At 60.1% G+C, this 17,928-nt stretch carries 7 protein-coding genes; 4 read left to right on the forward strand and 3 right to left on the reverse strand.

Annotated elements, in window-relative coordinates:
* Nucleotides 1-227: 227 nt before the first annotated feature.
* The 3 genes from ACIX9_RS19280 to ACIX9_RS19290 all read left to right on the forward strand — a co-directional run bounded on the left by ACIX9_RS19280 (nt 228) and on the right by ACIX9_RS19290 (nt 9,637).
* Nucleotides 228-4,175, forward strand: coding sequence for a TonB-dependent receptor (locus tag ACIX9_RS19280; RefSeq protein ID WP_013572769.1), 3,948 nt, complete (start codon nt 228-230; stop codon nt 4,173-4,175).
* A gap of 157 nt (nt 4,176-4,332) precedes the next feature.
* Nucleotides 4,333-6,771: a glycoside hydrolase family 2 TIM barrel-domain containing protein gene (locus tag ACIX9_RS19285; RefSeq protein WP_013572770.1), complete on the forward strand. Its 2,439-nt coding sequence runs from the start codon at nt 4,333-4,335 to the stop codon at nt 6,769-6,771.
* A gap of 358 nt (nt 6,772-7,129) precedes the next feature.
* Nucleotides 7,130-9,637, forward strand: a complete 2,508-nt coding sequence (locus ACIX9_RS19290) for a winged helix-turn-helix domain-containing protein (RefSeq protein WP_013572771.1) — start codon at nt 7,130-7,132, stop codon at nt 9,635-9,637.
* A gap of 117 nt (nt 9,638-9,754) precedes the next feature.
* Here the strand turns inward: ACIX9_RS19290 and ACIX9_RS19295 are convergent, their stop codons facing one another.
* The 3 genes from ACIX9_RS19295 to ACIX9_RS19305 are packed head-to-tail and all read right to left on the reverse strand — an operon-like array spanning nt 9,755 to nt 16,553.
* Entirely contained in the window at nt 9,755-10,690 is a 936-nt protein-coding gene (locus ACIX9_RS19295; RefSeq protein WP_013572772.1) for a transglutaminase family protein, read from the reverse strand.
* Nucleotides 10,691-10,734: 44 nt separating this feature from the next.
* Complete coding sequence (locus tag ACIX9_RS19300) at nt 10,735-13,278, reverse strand: circularly permuted type 2 ATP-grasp protein (RefSeq protein ID WP_013572773.1); 2,544 nt, start codon at nt 13,276-13,278, stop codon at nt 10,735-10,737.
* Nucleotides 13,275-16,553: a transglutaminase family protein gene (locus tag ACIX9_RS19305; RefSeq protein ID WP_013572774.1), complete on the reverse strand. Its 3,279-nt coding sequence runs from the start codon at nt 16,551-16,553 to the stop codon at nt 13,275-13,277. Before ACIX9_RS19305 ends, ACIX9_RS19300 begins: the two co-directional genes overlap by 4 nt.
* A 319-nt stretch (nt 16,554-16,872) precedes the next feature.
* Here ACIX9_RS19305 and ACIX9_RS19310 point away from each other — a divergent pair, with 319 nt between their 5' ends.
* The gene (locus ACIX9_RS19310; protein ID WP_013572775.1) at nt 16,873-17,826 is read left to right on the forward strand and encodes a GGDEF domain-containing protein; all 954 of its coding nucleotides are present in this window, start codon (nt 16,873-16,875) and stop codon (nt 17,824-17,826) included.
* Nucleotides 17,827-17,928 lie beyond the last annotated feature (102 nt).

Raw genomic sequence — 17,928 nt, forward strand, 5'->3', positions numbered from 1 at the left:
CGTTTTTGGCACCATAAAAACGAGAGTGGCCCTTGACGTGCGTTTTGCTATGGAGCACTTTTCTAAGCGCGAGCTGAGATGTAAATGAGGTGCAATGGGGGAACTATTTTTCCATTGACATCCCTGCCTGCGAACTGGCTAAATGATCCCCGCACAAATGCAAGCGGCGAATGCGGTTGCGAACACCAAGTCGACCGGCTGCGGAGTAAACATTTTCTGGAGGCAGTATGAGGTTTTTTGAAACAGGCAAGACGGGGCCGATCCTGGGGCTCACGAGAGATGGCGGGTGTGGTTGGAAGACTGGACTGGCCGCACTGACGATGCCGATGTTGTTAACGCTCGGAAGTGCTGCCGGGATGGCGCAGACGGGCGGCCAGGGGGCATTGGAAGGGTCCGTTCTGGATCAGACGGGTGCCGTTGTGCCGAAGGCTATGGTCACGGCGACGAATCAGGCGAGCGGCGTCTCTGCGAGCGCAACCAGCTCCGGTGCGGGCCTGTACAGCATTACACCACTCATTCCGGGTGTGTACACGGTCACGGTCAAGGCGGAGGGTTTCCAGATCCTCTCGCAGAAGAATATCGAGGTCAACGGCCTTACGATTACGGGCTTGAATCCCAAGCTCAACGTGGGTAACACGACCGAGACGATTACGGTTTCAGAAGCTCCGCCTGTGCTGCAGACGACCAATCCTGCCATCGAGGCGATCATCACGCAGGACACCTACGAGTCGCTGCCGATCATCATGAATAATCAACAGCGGGACCCGACCTCGCTGGCGACGCTTGCGCCCGGAGCTCAGGGTGGAGCGCGTACTCCGATCTTCTCGGGAACGGGAAACTACCTGGCCGAGGTGTATGTGGACGGCGTTCCGACGACGACGACCAATCAACAGGGCGACAATCGCATCGTGTCCAACGGGATCCCGGTTGAATCTGTGGAACAGTTGCAGATTATCTCGGCGGCACCTTCTGCGGAGTACCAGGGAGCTGGTGCGATCGGCTTCACGATCAAGTCCGGGACCAAGCAGTATCACGGGCAGGTGGTCGACTTCATTCGGAATACGGTCTTCGACACCTGGGGATTCGCAGGCAACCAGCAGACCTACAACACTGTTGTAAACGGCGCTTCAGTTGCCGTCCCAACTGGCAAGCCAGTCGAACACCAGAACGAGCTTTCCGCCTCGATCGGTGGGCCGATCATTGGCACGCACGGCAAGGGTTTTTTCTTCGCCAACTATGACCAATTCCATGGCCGGGTGGGCGTTACGCCTACGACGTTTACGATCCCCACGCTGCTGATGCGGCAAGGTAACTTCTCAGAACTAGGAACTGGGAACTACATCTACAACCCCCTGGCGACGGTCTGCAGCACCACGAGCAGTTGCCAGCGTCCAGCCTTCGCAAACAACACCATCCCGACTGCCTACCAATCGCCGATCTCGCTTTATGAGCAGAAGTTTCTGCCTACGCCGAACGTGACCGGGAACGGCATCGTCAACAACTTCCAACAGGGCGGCGTCTCAGGCTTTGACAACCACGAGTATGTCTTCAAGCTGGACTACGATCTGCCGCACACGCAGCGGCTTTCCTACTTCTATGCTCATGGAGTTCGTCAGTCCGCGGGCTATGGAGCGGTCCTTCCCTTACCGTACGCCACTGCGATCTCATCGAACATCTCTCCGACGACGATGGTGCTGGAGCACTCGATCGGCATCAACTCGCGCATGGTGAACCAGATCAAGGTGGGCTTCACACGCTTCCCGGGCGGAAGCAACTCGACGACGTTCAACCAGCACCCCTACGAAGCGGGACCGGATGTAGGCATCACGGGCCTGCCAGCGGGGCAGGCGGCTTTCAGCTTCCCAGGTAGTACCTTTACCGCCACAGGTCTGTTCACTAATGCGGAGACGCCCTGGAGCGCTACGGGCGGCTCCTTTTCCAGCACCGTCCAGACGCCCAACGCTTATACCCTGATCGATAACTTTCAACTCAACGCGGGCAAGCACAGTATGACCTTCGGTGTTCAGTATCAGCGGCTGGAGGATAACCTGACGTCGCAGACCAGCCCGTCCGGCATCTACTACCAGACCTGGAACGGCGTCTCGACCGCGCAGTTTATTCAGGCCGCTAACGGCACCTACGGCAATACACTGGACAACACCAAGTCTGGTTTTGCCTATGCCAGCTTCCTGCTGGGTGCAGTCAATACAGCAGCAACCTCAGTTCCGCTAGTAGCGGAAACGGGTGGCCGCTATGCTCCGGTCTCACCCTATTTCCAGGATGACTGGAAGATCCGACCAAACCTAACGATCAACCTGGGCGTCCGATATGACTACCTGACTCCGTTTCACGAGGTGCATGACAACTACAGCTTCTTCAATCCGAATGAGATCAATCCGGCAACGGGTAATGCTGGCCTGCTGGAGTATGCGGGTTTCCGGGGATCGAATATCAGCTGCGAGTGCCATACGCCGATCCCGACCTACCTGGGCAACATCGGGCCGCGTCTTGGACTGGAGTATTCCCCTGATCCAAACACGGTCTTCCGCGCCGGCTTTGCGATTGTGCATTCCCGCGGCGGCGGTGTAGGCGGACGTGCAGGCGACTCCGTGGGTACGGGACAGACTGGCTTTGGATCCAGCATCATTCTACCGACGGCCAATAACGTGGGTGCGACTGCAGGTCCTTCGTTCTATCTGAACAACAGCTCAGTGTTCCAGGCTGCGGGCCTCTCGAATACCAACTTTGGCGGCCCTGGTTATGCGATCCCACCATCGGTCGGCCCCAGCGTGGCGAACCTGACGGTCGGCACGGGCAACTACGTCAATGCGAGCGGTGCCTACGTCACTCCGGGTGGAGCGCCGGGCTATGCCGATCCTTACCTCTCAAGCAGAGCTCCTACCTTCAACTTCTGGAACCTTGGCCTGCAGAAGGTGCTGACGAAGAACCTGACCCTGACGGTGACGTATGTCGGGAGCCAGTCGCATTTTGTGGCGGGAGCGGGTGTCTCAGGCTTCTGGTCAGGGCAGCTTGATCCGCGCTACATTGCCACGCTGGGCGGTGTGCTTGCCAGCGACGGCAAGACGAATATCCTGGCAGCGCAGGCTACGCCGGCTAACATTGCGATCGCACAGAAGGCCGACCCCAGCGTGACAGTTCCCTACGCGGGCTACGCGCAGGCAGGTGCGGTCAGCTCCGCCGCGACGATCGGTCGCATGTTACGGCCGTATCCGCAGTACACCTCACCACCGAGTGCCACCTACGATAACGTTGCCAACCTGAGCTACAACGCGTTTGAGGTTGTGCTGGCCCAGCGCCAGTACAAGGGCATGAGCTTCACAGTGAATTACACCTACTCCCATAACATTGGGGACGACGGGACAACGCGCAGCGCCTTTGCGATTCCCAGTTCCGTCTCTTCCAACGGCTCACCCATCGCCGGCAACAATCGCGCGGACCGCAGTCTGGTCATTACGGATACCCCACAAAATTTGAATATGTATGGCGTGCTCAAGTCGCCGTTTGGGAAGAACGGAATTGGAGGAGACAGCCTGCTGGTTCGTGCGCTGGCCGGTGGCTGGCAGTTGGCAGATATCTTCACCTATAACTCCGGTACACCGATCCTGATCGTCGGCTCCGGCTGCACTGCGCCGTCACAGGGCAACTGCATGCCGGACATCGTCCCGGGAAAGGAGAACTCGATCCGGGCCAACGGAGGCTATGGTGCGCCGGGCGTGACTTACGGGAACTACAACACGACTCACTACCTGGACCCGAATGCATTTCAGGCGCTTTCCACCTTTGGTGTAGGGGCTACGCCCACGACCAAGATCGGCGATGCTCCGCGCAGCATTTCAAGTCTTCGCGCTCCGAGCAAATACAACGACGATGCTGCAATCCAGCGCAGCTTCAATCTGAGCCGCGAGCGAGTGAAGTTCATCTTCCGTGCAGACTGCTTCGACGTATCGAACAAGGTCACGTTCTCCATACCGCAGACGCAGACTGTCTCCGCAGTCAGCAACGGCGCGAACACCGGCCCTGGCTTTGCGTCTACGGTGAACAATACGGGCTCGATCTCCAGGACGAATGCCGGTAATACCGCGGCATCGTTTGGTGAGTTCACCAGCTTCAGCGGCAACCGGCGGTTCCAGTTCTCCGGGCGTGTTACCTTCTAACCGATTGCTGCCGGTCTATCTTCTGCAGGGGCGACCCCTGCCGGGAGGATAGGCCGCAACTTGTTTAAACTGAAGCTGCCTGCGATACGGTCTCGGTACGATGGCCGTGCTCCTCGATCTGAGGGGCGACTGAAAAGCCGCCGAAGGAGATCTTTCCATGCCTCATAGTCTGACGCGTTCTGTAAGCAGGCGGCTTGCCTGGGCTGCGATTGTTCTTGTCTCGGCTTTATCGGCTCAAGGCCAGCGGCGGGTTTCGGCTGGGGTGTCTTGTGGCCGGCAGGAGGTTCTCCTCGACACGGATTGGCGGTTCCATCTGGGCGATGCTGCTGGCTCTGAACAGCCTTCCGCTTCCGACTCTGTTGACTGGCAGCCCGTGACCTTGCCGCATGACTGGGCGATCCATGGACCTCGGCTTGTAACGAATCTGTCCGGTGGCGCCGGGGGGTTTGCTCCCATGGGGATCGGCTGGTATCGCCGACATATTCCGTCGCCGACGACAGCTTGCGCGGGTCGTGCCTTAGTTCAGTTCGACGGCATCATGGCCAATAGTGATGTGTGGCTCAACGGCCATCTGCTGGGTCATCGGCCTAATGGGTACGTCAGCCTGGTCTACGATCTGACTCCTTTTCTGAACGCGACGCCGGGCGCTGATAATCTGCTCCTTGTGAAGGCGGACAACAGCCAGCAACCGGCATCGCGCTTTTATCAGGGGGCCGGGATCTATAGGCACGTTCACCTGATCCATGTGCCGGAGCTGCACCTCGAAACTTGGGGCACCGCCATTGCGACTCCACACATCATGCCCGTCTCTGCAGAGGTCTCAGTCAGCGCTGAGGTCCGCAACGACGCGTCGCAGTCACGCACTGCCACGGTGCGGGTCACGATTCTGGATGCGTCTGGCCACCGGGTCGCACAGGCGTCGTCGATCGCGCAGGCAGTTGCGGCAGGCGCCGTCCATAGCTTTGCGGTTACGCTGAATGTCTCTCACCCACGACTTTGGGACGTCAAGGATCCCAACCTTTATCAAGCGAAAGTTGAGGTCTTGCAGACCGGCCAGCCGGGCGATCTACAGGTGTCGACCTTTGGCATTCGTGATGCACATTTTGACGCTGCTACAGGCTTTTCTCTTAATGGACGGACGGTGAAGATCAAAGGCGTCGCGTTGCACAGCGATATCGGTGCGCTTGGCATGGCCGTTCCCCTTTCGCTGTGGGAGCATCGGCTGCGGGCCATGCAGCACATGGGGGCCAACGCTATACGGACCGCGCACAATCCCGTTGCACCGGAGTTTCTGGACCTTTGCGATCGCATGGGTTTTCTGGTTTTGGACGAGTTCTTCGACGTCTGGACCGTCGGCAAGAATCCGTACGACTATCACCTAAACTTTCGCGACTGGTACCTTCGCGACACGCGTGACAGCGTGCGGCGGGATAGGAATCACCCAAGCATCATCGCCTGGAGTGCGGGCAATGAGATTCATGACACGCCGCATCCGGACGTGGCGAAACCGATTCTCGCCTCGCTCATCGCGGAGTATCACAAGGACGATCCGACCCGGCCGGTGACGCAGGCTTTATTTCGACCGAACGCCTCGCACGACTATGAGGACGGACTCGCGGACATGCTGGACGTGATTGGTCAGAACTACCGTCCTGGGGAGCTGCTCGCCGCTCACGAGGCCAGGCCGGAGCGGAAGATCCTGGGGACGGAGAATATTCACGACCGTGCCACATGGCTTGCGGTTCGGGACAACGCTGCCTACGCCGGCATGTTTCTCTGGTCCGGCACCGACTATCTGGGCGAGAGCCGGCACTGGCCGCTCTTCGCGGATCAATCCGGCATGAACGATCGTACGGACTTTCCAAAGCCGGACTCGCTGGAACGCGAGAGTTGGTGGGCCGACCGGCCGGTGGTCCATATTGTGCGACGCACTGCCCGGGTGCCCAAAGCGCCGACGGATCCTGGGTATGAACTCGACCAGTATCGGCCGCAGCAGGTGACGTTTCCTGACTGGACACCCGCCAACCGCGAGCCGCACCCGGAACAGGTGGAGGTTTACAGCAACTGCCGCGAGGTTGCGCTGTCTCTCAACGGTCAGTCGCTTGGAGCCAAGACTTTACCCCCCGACGCTTCTGCGCGGGGCTGGCAGGTAACTTTTGAGGCGGGATTGCTGAAGGCTCGCTGCACGGATCAGCCGGGCGTGGAGGAGACGCTGACGACCGCGGGCACTCCTGCCGGGTTAAGTCTTACGGCCGAATCAAAGCAGTTAGGCACCACGTTCGACGATGTGACCGAGGTTCGTCTCACTGTCGTCGATGCACATGGAACTCCTGTGCCCGGAGTTGCCGTGCCTGTTACTTTCTCGGTTGCGGGTGATGGTACGTTGCTGGCCACGGACGATGCTGATCCAACTTATACCGCCGCTTTCGAAAACCCCACCCGAACTACGCTGGACGGCCGTGCGGTCGCATTCATCCGTGGAAATGGTGGCGGCACTCTTACCTTGCAAGCAACATCTCCAGGGCTTGCTGCCACGAATCTCCGGTTCATGCCCCCGAATGCATCGGCTGCTCTCGCTTTGAAGGGTCATCGATAGGCCCGGTCAAGACGGTCTTAGAATCGCTTGGCCATTTGAACGTGGAGACGATATCGCAGACCCAAGGCAGCGCGAGTTTATCCTCATGAGGTATTTTCTTTGTGACTCAGGTTGAGTCGCGCATCAGGGATGCGGATCTGCCTGAAGGCTCGATTCGTATCGAAATCCGTTTCCGTGGCATGGGTCTGTTTTCCCATGCGCTACGGACGGCGGTCCTAAAACGCGCTCTCAACTGCGTCTCTATTCCTGCTGAGCCGCTCAAGTGTATGAAAGTAAAAGGGTTCGATTTTTCGAGGCATCCTGCACTTGAGGACTCACCATTTCGCGGTCTCTAAGCGATCTATTAACCTCGTGCGGGATGGTGGTGTTTGATATGCTTCTCCTCAAACGCAAGATCCTTAGACGTCAGGGCGGGAAGCACGGCCTGATACCGCGAGCGAACGTATGTCTCGTTTTTATTCACGATCCGATCGATAGCTTATCGCCGCTCATGCTGCTGGAAATGCAACCTAAAATCCGGTTTGAGGGTTACCTCATCGATCGTCCTGCCTGGCGTCTCCAGTGGCAGGATGAGACGATTGTGCTCAATCGCAGGACGTTCGACCTGCTTCTTTTCCTGATCGATCACCGCGACCGCGTCGTCCCGAAAGACGAGTTGTTGCAGTCGCTCTGGCGCGATCAGTTTGTGGAAGAGAGCAACCTCACCCAGCATGTCTTTCTGCTGCGCAAGGCGCTTTCCCGGCATGCCTCAGGACAGAAGATCGTGGAGACGGTGCCGGGCCGCGGATATCGATTCACGGCACCGATCGAGGTTGAGCCACAGGCCGTCGAGGAGACTGCGACCAGCTCACAGATCTTTCTTCATGCCAGCGCATCCGTCACCGAGATCACGATTGAAGAAGAGGAGATCGAAGCCGATTCGACCTCGCTGGCGGCGCTGCCCACGGTGCGGAAAGACGGACGAACGCGTTGGGCGCTCGGTAGCTTACTGATCGTTGTGGGGATAGCGATTGCGGGTTGGTTCGGCTGGCAGCATTGGCTGGACCGTACCGGGGGTGCTCCCGTCGACGTCGTCATTGCTCCCTCGGCTGGCAGTACGGGCGACGCCGTTCTGGACAGCGCATTGGTCGATGCGTTGCGCATGGATCTTTCGCAGAGTCCCTTTGTCTCCCCGGTCGCTCCTGCCAGAGTCCGGGCTACTCTGACCGAGATGAAGCAGGATCCCGATGCTGCGATGACCACAGCCGTCGCCGCCGAGGTCTGCGAACGCACCAATAGCCAGGCTGTGCTTCACGGCAATGTGGCTCGCTTTGGTCAGCACTTTCTGCTCACCGAAGAGGCGACGAGTTGTGTGAACGGCTCCATGCTCGCGGAGGCAAAACAGGAGGTTGCAACGGCTGAGGGCCTTCCGCACGGCATCGACAAACTGGCTGAGAAGATTCGGCGGGATCTCGGCGAGTCGCGCCGCAGCATCGCCCGCTTTGACATTCCCCTTTTCCCTGGGCGTACTGCGTCGCTTGAAGCTCTCAAAGAATTCACCCAGGCACAGGTTCAATCCAATCAGGGCAAGTACGTCGACGCGATTGAGCTGATGAAAAAAGCTGTTGCGGCCGACCCAGGGTTCGCAGAAGCGTATTACGATCTGGCAGCTTATTATGGAAGCGTCCTCGCCCTCACTGCCGAGCGGGATGCGCTTCTCAAGGCCTACAGTCTGCGCGATACCGCAAGCGAGCCTGTTCGTTTGGGTATCGTCGCGCTCTATCATTCGGCCATCACACAGGATCTGTATGAAGCCGAACGCAACTATCGCAACTGGATAGAACTTTATCCGCGTTCTGCGCAGGCCTGGAACGGCTTATCCAACGTAGAAAGAGAACTCGGTCATCATCAGGACGCTCTGACTGCCGCGGAACACACGCTCGAACTGAGACCCACGGTCGCAGGCTTGTACGCGAACCTCGCCTTTGAGCAGATGAAGACTGATAATCCCAAGGGGGCTCTCGCTACGTGTAAGCGTGCGCTTGCCAGAGGCATGGACATCGACAACATCCGCGAACACTGCTTCCAGGCGGCCTACGCCCTGCATGACGACGCCGAAGTCCAGCAGCAGCGCGAGTGGGCTGCCGCACATCCTGACGCCGTTTACATCCGGTTCGATGAGGTTATTATCGCGATCGCAGAGGGACGCTTCTCCGATGTGCAGCGTCTCGCCCCGCCCTTGAATGCCATTATGCGGCAGCGTGGTCTGGCCGAGCCAGCCGATGGTTTTCTTCGGGATACAGGTACCAATCTTATTGAATCCGGTGATGTTGCAGAGGGTATCCGCATCCTCAGAAGCGCGCCGGTTGATCTGAAGGACGAGACCAGCGTACTGGGATTGGCGAGGGCGGGAGACATTGCGGCGGCTGAAAATGCAGTTCGCGCCATGCAGGCCGAGTTCCCACAAGGGACTCTTTGGAACGACTACCGGGGCCCTGAGATTCAAGCGATCATCGCATTGGCCACGCATAAGCCCAAGGATGCGATCATTGCCCTGGAACGGGTGCGGCCGCTCGAGGGTCGCGACCCGGTCATCAGCATGATGCGCGGGGATGCTTACCTGGCCGCTGGTGAACCTGCTCAGGCTGAGGCTGCCTATCGCAAGGTTATCGAAGGCCCCGATCAGGAGCCTGAGGCCGAGGAAGTGCCTCTGTCATGGCTCGGGCTTGGGCGTGCCCTGGCCGCGCAGGGTCGCCGTCCCGCTGCCCTTGAGGCATATCAACACTTTCTCACGCTCTGGGCGCATGCAGACTCGAACGCCATGCACCTGGTCGAAGCTAAGAAGGAGTTAGGGTCGTTACAAAATTTCGGTCACCTAAATAATTGAACTTAATGGCTGGTACGGAGCGACGGAGAGTTCTCGAGATACTTCCTCTTGTGGCCCCGTGGGGCAGGAGTGCGTTGACCCTCGTAAAGGATCCATACGCCGCCGTTCCATTCCCGATCAAATTCGGGCTGAGGCTTCCTCGGGCGATGCAAACGGCTTACCGCTGCTGCTTGCGGCGTCCTCGATGGGCTCCATATCCACCTCGACACGGAGCGTGTGGCCGCCGCCGCCAAGAATCAAACCCCGTAGCGGACTGACATCGCCGTAATCGCGTCCCCAGGCTACGGTCACATGTCCATCCGTGGGTGCGACGTCGTTGGTTGGGTCCATATCCAGCCAGCCGGCGGCTCGATCGTAGGCCGATAGCCACGCATGCGAGGCATCAGCGCCGATCAGCCTCGGCCGGCCCGGCGGGGGGTAGGTACGCAGGTAGCCGCTGATATAACGTGCTGCCACGCCAATCGAACGCAGGCAGGCGATCTGCAGGTGCGCGAAGTCCTGGCATACACCGCCGCGCTTCTTGAAGACCTCTTCGGGCGTCGTGCGCACGGTGGTGACTTTGCTATCGAAGCGGAAGTCGCGGTGGATGCGCCGGGTCAGATCCAGCAGCGCCTCCGCCAGGGGGCGGCCGGGGGTGAACGACTCAAGCGCATAGGCCGCGAACTCGGGGTTCGTGCGGATGCGTGGCGACTCGAACTGGTACTGGAAGGCGTCGAGCCCAGCGGGCGTGTGATCCTCGGCCAGCGACCGGGTAGACTGCTCCCACGGCAGCGAAGCGGGCGCACCCTCGGGTTGACCCGGTGAGCGCAAGACCTGGCTCAACGATTCCACGACGAGCTCCTCATGCGGCTCCTGCACCGTGAAGAACCAGAGCACATTACCGAAAAAGTCGGTCCGCTCTGTAAACGTTAGAGGTTTGGGAGAGATCAGCCGGACATTCTCGATCAGCTGGTTTCGATCGTAGCTACGCGGTTTCAGGCAAGCCACATGATTGCCGAAGGAGACCGGCGAAACATACTTGTACGTGGTGCGATGGCTGATCTTGTACAGCATGGCCTGATTCACTGCCTCGTCTCGTTTATTGTCTCATTCGCGTGTTACTGCCCCATGCTGATGGGCAGCGTGCGTGCATGACTGAAGTACCGACTGGAGAGGTTGTTCGACCAGGATGGCAGGAGTTCTTCCAACTCTGCCAGGGATAGGTCAAGCCGCCGTAGTGCCGGATCGGGACGGAGCGGTTTACCTGCTGCTGACCCGTTGGGGCCTGGAGTGGGATACACGATCGACTGCAGGTCTACGCTGCGCAGCCGGTCAAGCGCACGGGTCAGGGTCAGGAGATCGGCCGGATCGAAACGAGGCAATTTCTCATACAACTCAACCAGATGGTCTAACTGGAACTCCAGTGAGCGTGGGTTGGAGCCATCCAACATGAGCACGTCCAGCACGGCGAGCGGCTGGAGCGTGGTGTAGTAGCGCGTGCGATAGGTTACGGAGCTGTCCGCAACCTCCAGGAGATATTCCAGATAGCTCCAGTTCCCTGCTGCCAGCGGCCGGGTGATCAAGCGCAACTGACGCGTGAGGTAGATGGCGCGCTCCAGCCTTCGACCAAGGCTCATGAACAGCCAACCTGATCCGCGAATTAGATTTTCCCGCTCCATACCTGAGAAAGCGGATAGCAGTTCCAGGCATTCTGTCAGCTTCACCGAGTATTCGGGCAACGTCAGCTTCTGCTCGCTTTGCATGGCCGTGCGCAGTTGCCCGATGAGGAGCATCATGTCGGCTGAGAGGCGCTCGCGTACGTTTCCGCCGATGCGTGCGATTTCGGCGAGCGTGCAGGGTAGGCTGTCCCAGCGCTTCATGTCCGTCAGCATGGAACGCATCTCTTTTTCGAGCGCGACAAAGGTGGGCTGCTTACGTTTGGGCAGCTTGCTCTGGCGCGAACCGAGCGAACTGTGCAGACGCAGCAGGCTCTCAAGTTCCGTCGTCTCCCCAAGACGAACCCGCGGCACCATGGACCGGAGGATGCGAGCTATGTTCTCTGCACGCTCCACGGACCGGCCTAGCCAGAAGGTATTGTCGGCCACGCCGCTTGGCACGACGGGCGATGCGCGGCGAAGATCGAGCGGTTCGGTAGCCGGCCGCAACATGCTGAAGGTGTCGACGGGCTTATGCGAGAGCACCCAGGCGTCCTTGCTGTGGCCTCCGCGCTGCATTGAAACAACAGCGCCATCGGCCTCTGACACACGCACCAGGCCGCCCGGCATCGCAACCCATCCCTTGGGCGTGCGCAGCACATAGGTCCGCAGCACCATGCTGCGCGGAAGGAGGCGGTCGTCCTCCCATACGGGTGCAGTGGAGAGCGCGACCCGCTCCTGCGCGACGTACTCGTGCGGAGCCTTACGCAGACGCTCGATCAGTTCGGCGCGCTGTCCCTCCGGCAGCTCAGCCCCGAAGACTGGCTCCATGCCGCGCGAGGGAAAAGCCGGCTTGACGACAACTCTGTCCAAATGGTCCAGCACCCAGTCCAGCGCGGGCTCCTGTCCGCACCACCATGTGGCGACCGAGGGAAGCTTAATCTCTTCGCCCAGCAGATGACTTGCAAGCCCGGGTAGAAAAGGCATGATGGCTGCCGACTCGATGAGTCCGCTGCCGAGCGCGTTTGCGACCGCCACGTTGCCGGCCACCACGGCATCCACCAGCCCCGATACACCCAGCAGCGAGTCGCCACGTAGCTCCAGCGGATCGCAAAAGCCGTCGTCCACGCGGCGCAGGATGACGTCCACCTGCTCCAGCCCGGTCACGGTCTTCAGGTAGACGCAACGCTCGCGTACGGTGAGATCCGAGCCCACCACCAGCGTCAGTCCGAGATACTTGGCCAGAAACGACTGCTCGAAGTAGGTCTCATTGAGGGGCCCCGGCGTCAGAAGCACGACGCGCGCAGGCTGCCGCGGCGACATGGCCAGCAACGCCTCACGCTGTGCCCGGAAGAAGGGTGCCAGACGCTGCACGTTGCTATCGCGAAAGAGATCGGGCAGGACATCCGAGACGATGGTGCGGTTTTCCAACGCATATCCGGAGCCCGAAGGTGCCTGCGTGCGGTCCGCCAGCACCCACCACTGACCGTCGGGCGAACGCGCCAGGTCCACCGCCAGCATGTGCAAGTGACTATGAGGCGGCACCGTGACCCCTACCATGGGCCTCAGAAAAGCCGGGTTGCCATACAACAGCGCCGCCGGGAAGTGCCCTTCGGTGATTAGATTCTGCGGGCCGTACAGGTCTTCGAGCAGGCGGCTCAGCAGCTCAGCTCGCTGAATGATGCCGGCTTCGAGAAAGCGCCACTCGTCTTCAGCGATCAGCAGCGGCACGAGGTCGGTCTGCCAGGGCCGGTTCATGCCTTCGGGGTCGCCGTAGATGTTATAGGTGACGCCGTTTTCGCGGATACGCCGTTCGGCCAGCGCCCAGCGTCGGCGCAGCTCTTCGGTTCCCAGGGTCTCGAGCGAGTGCATCAACCCAGACCAGTGCTCGCGCGGGTTCACGCCATCCGTGGAAGACTCCTCCCAGGTGCGAGCGGGACGGGGCGCGGACTCGTACCGCTCGACCGGATCGACACCGTGCTCTACGCCAGGCAGAGCGGCGCTCAACCGGCCTGCTCCGGATTTGGTCTGTCTTTCTCGTCCACTGGTTGCGGAAAACGCAGGTCAAGCGTCATGGGAAAGATCGGATTGCGTTCATCAGGAGGAAGCGGCATCGGCCCGGAGGGAGGTTCTGAGACTACAAAACGTTCGTTCCGCCGTGCCTGGGCTTGCTCTGCATCGCGAGGACGGGTTGTATGCACGCTTCCATCGGGCGGGCCGGCAAAGTAGGTACAGCGGGCGATGGAGCGGGCGATGGAGCGGCCCTGGGAGACGGTAGAGGTACCCAACGCGTCCGTCCTGATCAGATCGAAGACCAGCGGCGTATGCACCGGGATCGTGGGGTGCAGGGCGGCCGACAACATCCGCGCCCGGTAGCGGATACCAGCCACCATCTCACCCGGCACGCCGGTCGGGACCAGCGGCACGCGGCGTCCGTTGCAGGTTACGATCAGGCGCGAGCCAAAGCTCTCTCCCGAGGGCTGCGTCAGCTTGACCTGCATACGCTCCAACGACGAGTCCACGCTGCGCCCCGTGCGGCCGGAGCTCGTCTCTTCAGCCAGTACATTCCAAGGCTCGAGCGCCTGGCGCAGCTCCAGATCGAAGCCCTCACCGTGAACGGCTCCGATGCGCGGGAAGCGGAACTCGGCGTGAGTCTGAAACCAGTCGTCCTCGAAGGCGAATCCGGCCTGGCGCAAGGAAGCCAGCACCTCGCGGAAGTCCTCGCGGACGAAGTGCGGCAGCATGAAGCGGTCATGCAGCGTGGCCTCCCAGCGAATCAGGGAGTCGGTACAGGGCTGCTTCCAGAACACGCTCACCAGCGCACGCACCAGAAGCATCTGCAGAAGGCCCATGCGATAGTGTGGCTGCATCTCAAAGGCGCGTAGTTCCAACAGGCCTGCGCGCAGGCCCTGGCCTTCGGGCGGGTACATCTTGTCGATGCAGAACTCCGCGCGGTGGGTGTTGCCCGTTACGTCCACCAGCAGGTTGCGGAACAGGCCGTCAAGAATCCAGGGCGGGCATTCAGCGCGGTCCCGCAACTGGCTAAAAGCGACCTCAAGCTCATAGAGGGCATCGACGCGTGCCTCATCGACACGCGGATACTGGCTGGTGGGGCCCACGTACATACCGGCAAAGAGGTATGACAGGGATGGGTGCCGTTGCCAGAACGTAACCATCGAACGCAGGAGGTCGGGACGCCGCAAAACCGGACTCTGGAGCACGCTGCTGGAGCCCAGGACGATGTGACTGCCGCCGCCAGTATTGAGGTGACTTCCGTCGTAGGCGAACTTGCCCGCGATCAAACGATGGGCGTGCGCCTCCTCGTGCAGCGTCTCATTCAACTCTTCGAGCGTGTCCCAGTCAGAGGTGGGCGGCAGGTTCACTTCCAGAACACCGGGGTCCGGTGTGAGGCCGTAGTTGCGCAGACGCGGATCGTGCGGAGGCGTGTAGCCTTCCAGCCAGATGGGCATGCTCAGATGCTGGCATGTGTCCTCGACTGCGGCCACCAGATCCAGGTAGTCCGCGACGACCGGCGTGTAAGGCAGAAAAACGTGCAGTTGGCCGTCCACAGCTTGAACGCAAAGGGCCGGGCGGACCAGTTCAGGTGCGTTCTCAGCCGTGCTCGACAGCGGAGGCAAAGGATCAGGCGTGGCGGCAATGGCGAAGAGCTCCGGACGATGCGCGGGGCGGCCTGGCAGCTTCACGAGTGCGTCCTCGCCCTCACCTTCCATGGTGTGCTTTAGCTCATCCGGTGCAACAAAGGGCACCAACTCAGCCGTGATCCGGTAGCCGATGGGCGAGTCGCCCGGGAAGAGCGTCAGTCTATCCGGCCGCGGGAACCAGAGCTGGCTCGACCAGGCCAGGCGGCCCTCAGGCTGACGCCGGCGCAGCGGAAGAATATACCCGACCGACTCCGCATCGGCGCTCGAGTCTGGTTCGAATGCCGCCAGGATATTTTCTTCACTCACCTGCAGGCGACGCGCCAGCGCAGTGAGAAAGCGCAAGCTGTCAGCATCGCCAAAGCTCGACGCAACGTCATCATGCGCGAACCAATCAGCATCTTCCCAAACGGGTACGCCATCGGTGCGCGAGATGCAGTGGAACGCCCAGCGCGGCAACGGCTCGCCCGGGTACCACTTACCCTGGCCGAAGTGCAGCAGGCCGCCTGGCGCGGTTCGTTCCCGCAACCGGCGGATCAGCACCATTGCTCGGTTTCGCTTGATATCGCCGAGTGCTTCCAGATTCCACTGTGGGCTCTCCGGCTCATCAATTCCTACAAACGTCGGCTCGCCGCCCATGGTCAGGCGTACATCCTGCTCGCGGAGGCTCGCGTCCACCGTGTGTGCCACGGTTCGGACACGCTGCCAGGCGTCGTCGCTGAATGGTCTTTCGAGGCTTGGCGCCTCGTTGAGACGTCGCACCGTCAGTGTGTGGCTGAACTCCACGGCCGCTGGCTCGACCGTGCCGGAGATGGGCGCAGCCTCCCCAGGACTGGGCGTGCATACCAGTGGAATGTGTCCTTCAGCGGTGAACAGGCCCGAGGTCGGGTCCACGCCGATCCACCCCGCGCCCGGCAAAAAAACCTCTGCCCAGGCATGAAGATCGGCCGTATCAGCCTTGGGCCCGCTCCACTCCCCGCTTTCGGATTGTTCCCCCGCAAGCTGGATTAGATATCCCGAAACAAAGCGCGCCGCCAGCCCGAAGGATCGAAAGACCTGTACCAGGAGCCAGGCCGAATCGCGGCAGGAGCCGGTCAGGGTCGTCAGGGTCTGCTCGCAGCTTTGTACGCCATGTTCCATGCGTGTGGTGTACCCCACGCGGTCTCGTACGTAGCTCGTCATATCACCCACAAACGCTACGGTGCCGCATGGAGAGGCAGGAATTTCGTTCAGGAGCGCCTGGAACCGCGACCCAGGTTGTTCCACGGCTCGATACGGTTCAAGGTTCCGCGCCATTTCAGCGGGATATTGGAAGGGAAACATCTCAAAGCCGGAATCGAGAACGAAGTCGAACGCATTGATCGGCGTCATATCCGCGACCAAGGTCACATCGACCAGGAAATCGGTGATCTTCTCGGCCAGGAGCACCCGGGCGAGGGGGTTGCCTAACGCGTCGAACTGCCAGTGCACCGCGCCGCCGGAGGGCTGGAGAGCGAGCGCGTAGCTGCGGATCGGCGTCCGGCAGTGCGGGGCGGGGCGCAACTGGATCACCTGTGGGCCAAGCGAGACTGCACGTTCGTAGTGATATGCCGTTCGGTGGTGCAGTTCGAGGTCGATGGTCATGAATATCTCGATGCTAATACGTCGAGCCGACCTTGCGCCGATTGATGGAGAAAGCGCCGGCGCAAGAGGAAAATAATCCAGACTGAACGGGTCGATTCGTGGAGTGGAACGGCAGCCTCGATGATCGATCCGGGCCGCCATCGATTAAATGCAGGCTGATTGCCGCCCAACGCCTCACATCCACCATCTCATGACGCACTGACGCCTTTGCGCCCCCCGATGCCGCGTTGGTGTGATAACGATTCAAAGGGAAACAGGCTAACGTGTCTAGGATAGCTGGCATCTATCAGGAATCGTGAAGCAAAGGATCGTGATCACAATGTCTCCTTCCGAGCATGTGGAGTCAAGAATTTTCAGGCTTATGGCCGAATACAGCATCGACGTGCTCTGCCGCATTTCAATGGACCTCCATTGCACCTACTGCTCGCCGTCGGCCACGAAGACTCTGGGATGGTCGACAGAGGAGATGCTTGCCTTGTTCCCGTTGCGCCTCATTCATGAAGAGGACAAGGGTCGAATCCGGATGGCTCATCAAAGATTGATGGACGATCCCGACTGCGAGAACTCCCCTGCTACGGCCCGGGTGCGTGCGAAAGACGGCTCATACCTCTGGTTTGAGTTCAACGCGCGCCTGCTACGGGACCTCGGCGAGAACGCTCCCTGGCAGGTTTTGCTGAATATGCGCGATATCAGCGAGCGAAAGCTATTGGAGCAGAGACTCGAAGCTCTTGCCTTGACCGATGGTCTTACGGGCATAGGCAACAGGCGATCCTTTGACCAGGAGATGCAGCGCGTTGCGGCTCAGAATGGTTATGAAGGAAGACGTATCTCGCTTATTCTTCTCGATGTGGATCATTTCAAAGCATTTAATGATGCTTATGGGCATCTCGTGGGGGATGATTGCCTGAGAACACTGGCAGACGCTCTCGCCTCCAGTCTTATTTCGGTAGGCGGTTTCGTCGCACGGTACGGTGGAGAAGAACTGGTTGCGATCGTTACTTCAGCCGATCCGGGTGGGGACGTTCAACTGGCAGAATGCCTCCGTCATCATGTCGAGCAGCTCAGGATCCCGCACCAGGGGAATGCTGCCCACGGCTCTGTCGTCACGGTGAGTGTTGGAGTGGCCACTGCGGTCGAGCAATCGGGTGGGTCGATCACGGACCTGAGGTCAGGCCTGCTGCAGGCAGCCGACGCAGCCCTCTATAAATCCAAAGGCAGCGGACGCAACAAGGTCTCTTCCAGTCTGATCATTCTTTCGCCACAAGGCGTATGAGTGTAGAGCATCGGCCCTTGCCGATGATCGAGTTGAAACCGTCATCCTCGAGCACTCGCTCCCATTTCGCAGGCTGCGAAATTATGTGCTTGCGCTAACCGC

Origin of the sequence: Granulicella tundricola MP5ACTX9, from assembly GCF_000178975.2 — a bacterium.
GTDB classification, from domain to species: domain Bacteria; phylum Acidobacteriota; class Terriglobia; order Terriglobales; family Acidobacteriaceae; genus Edaphobacter; species Edaphobacter tundricola.

What these genes read in the sequence shown, in the direction of transcription:
- ACIX9_RS19290 (WP_013572771.1), top strand. Translation starts at nt 7,130, where the DNA reads ATGGTGGTGTTTGATATGCTTCTCCTCAAACGCAAGATCCTTAGACGT.
- ACIX9_RS19280 (WP_013572769.1), top strand. Translation starts at nt 228, where the DNA reads ATGAGGTTTTTTGAAACAGGCAAGACGGGGCCGATCCTGGGGCTCACG.
- ACIX9_RS19310 (WP_013572775.1), top strand. Translation starts at nt 16,873, where the DNA reads ATGTCTCCTTCCGAGCATGTGGAGTCAAGAATTTTCAGGCTTATGGCC.
- ACIX9_RS19305 (WP_013572774.1), bottom strand. Translation starts at nt 16,553, where the DNA reads ATGACCATCGACCTCGAACTGCACCACCGAACGGCATATCACTACGAA.
- ACIX9_RS19285 (WP_013572770.1), top strand. Translation starts at nt 4,333, where the DNA reads ATGCCTCATAGTCTGACGCGTTCTGTAAGCAGGCGGCTTGCCTGGGCT.
- ACIX9_RS19295 (WP_013572772.1), bottom strand. Translation starts at nt 10,690, where the DNA reads ATGCTGTACAAGATCAGCCATCGCACCACGTACAAGTATGTTTCGCCG.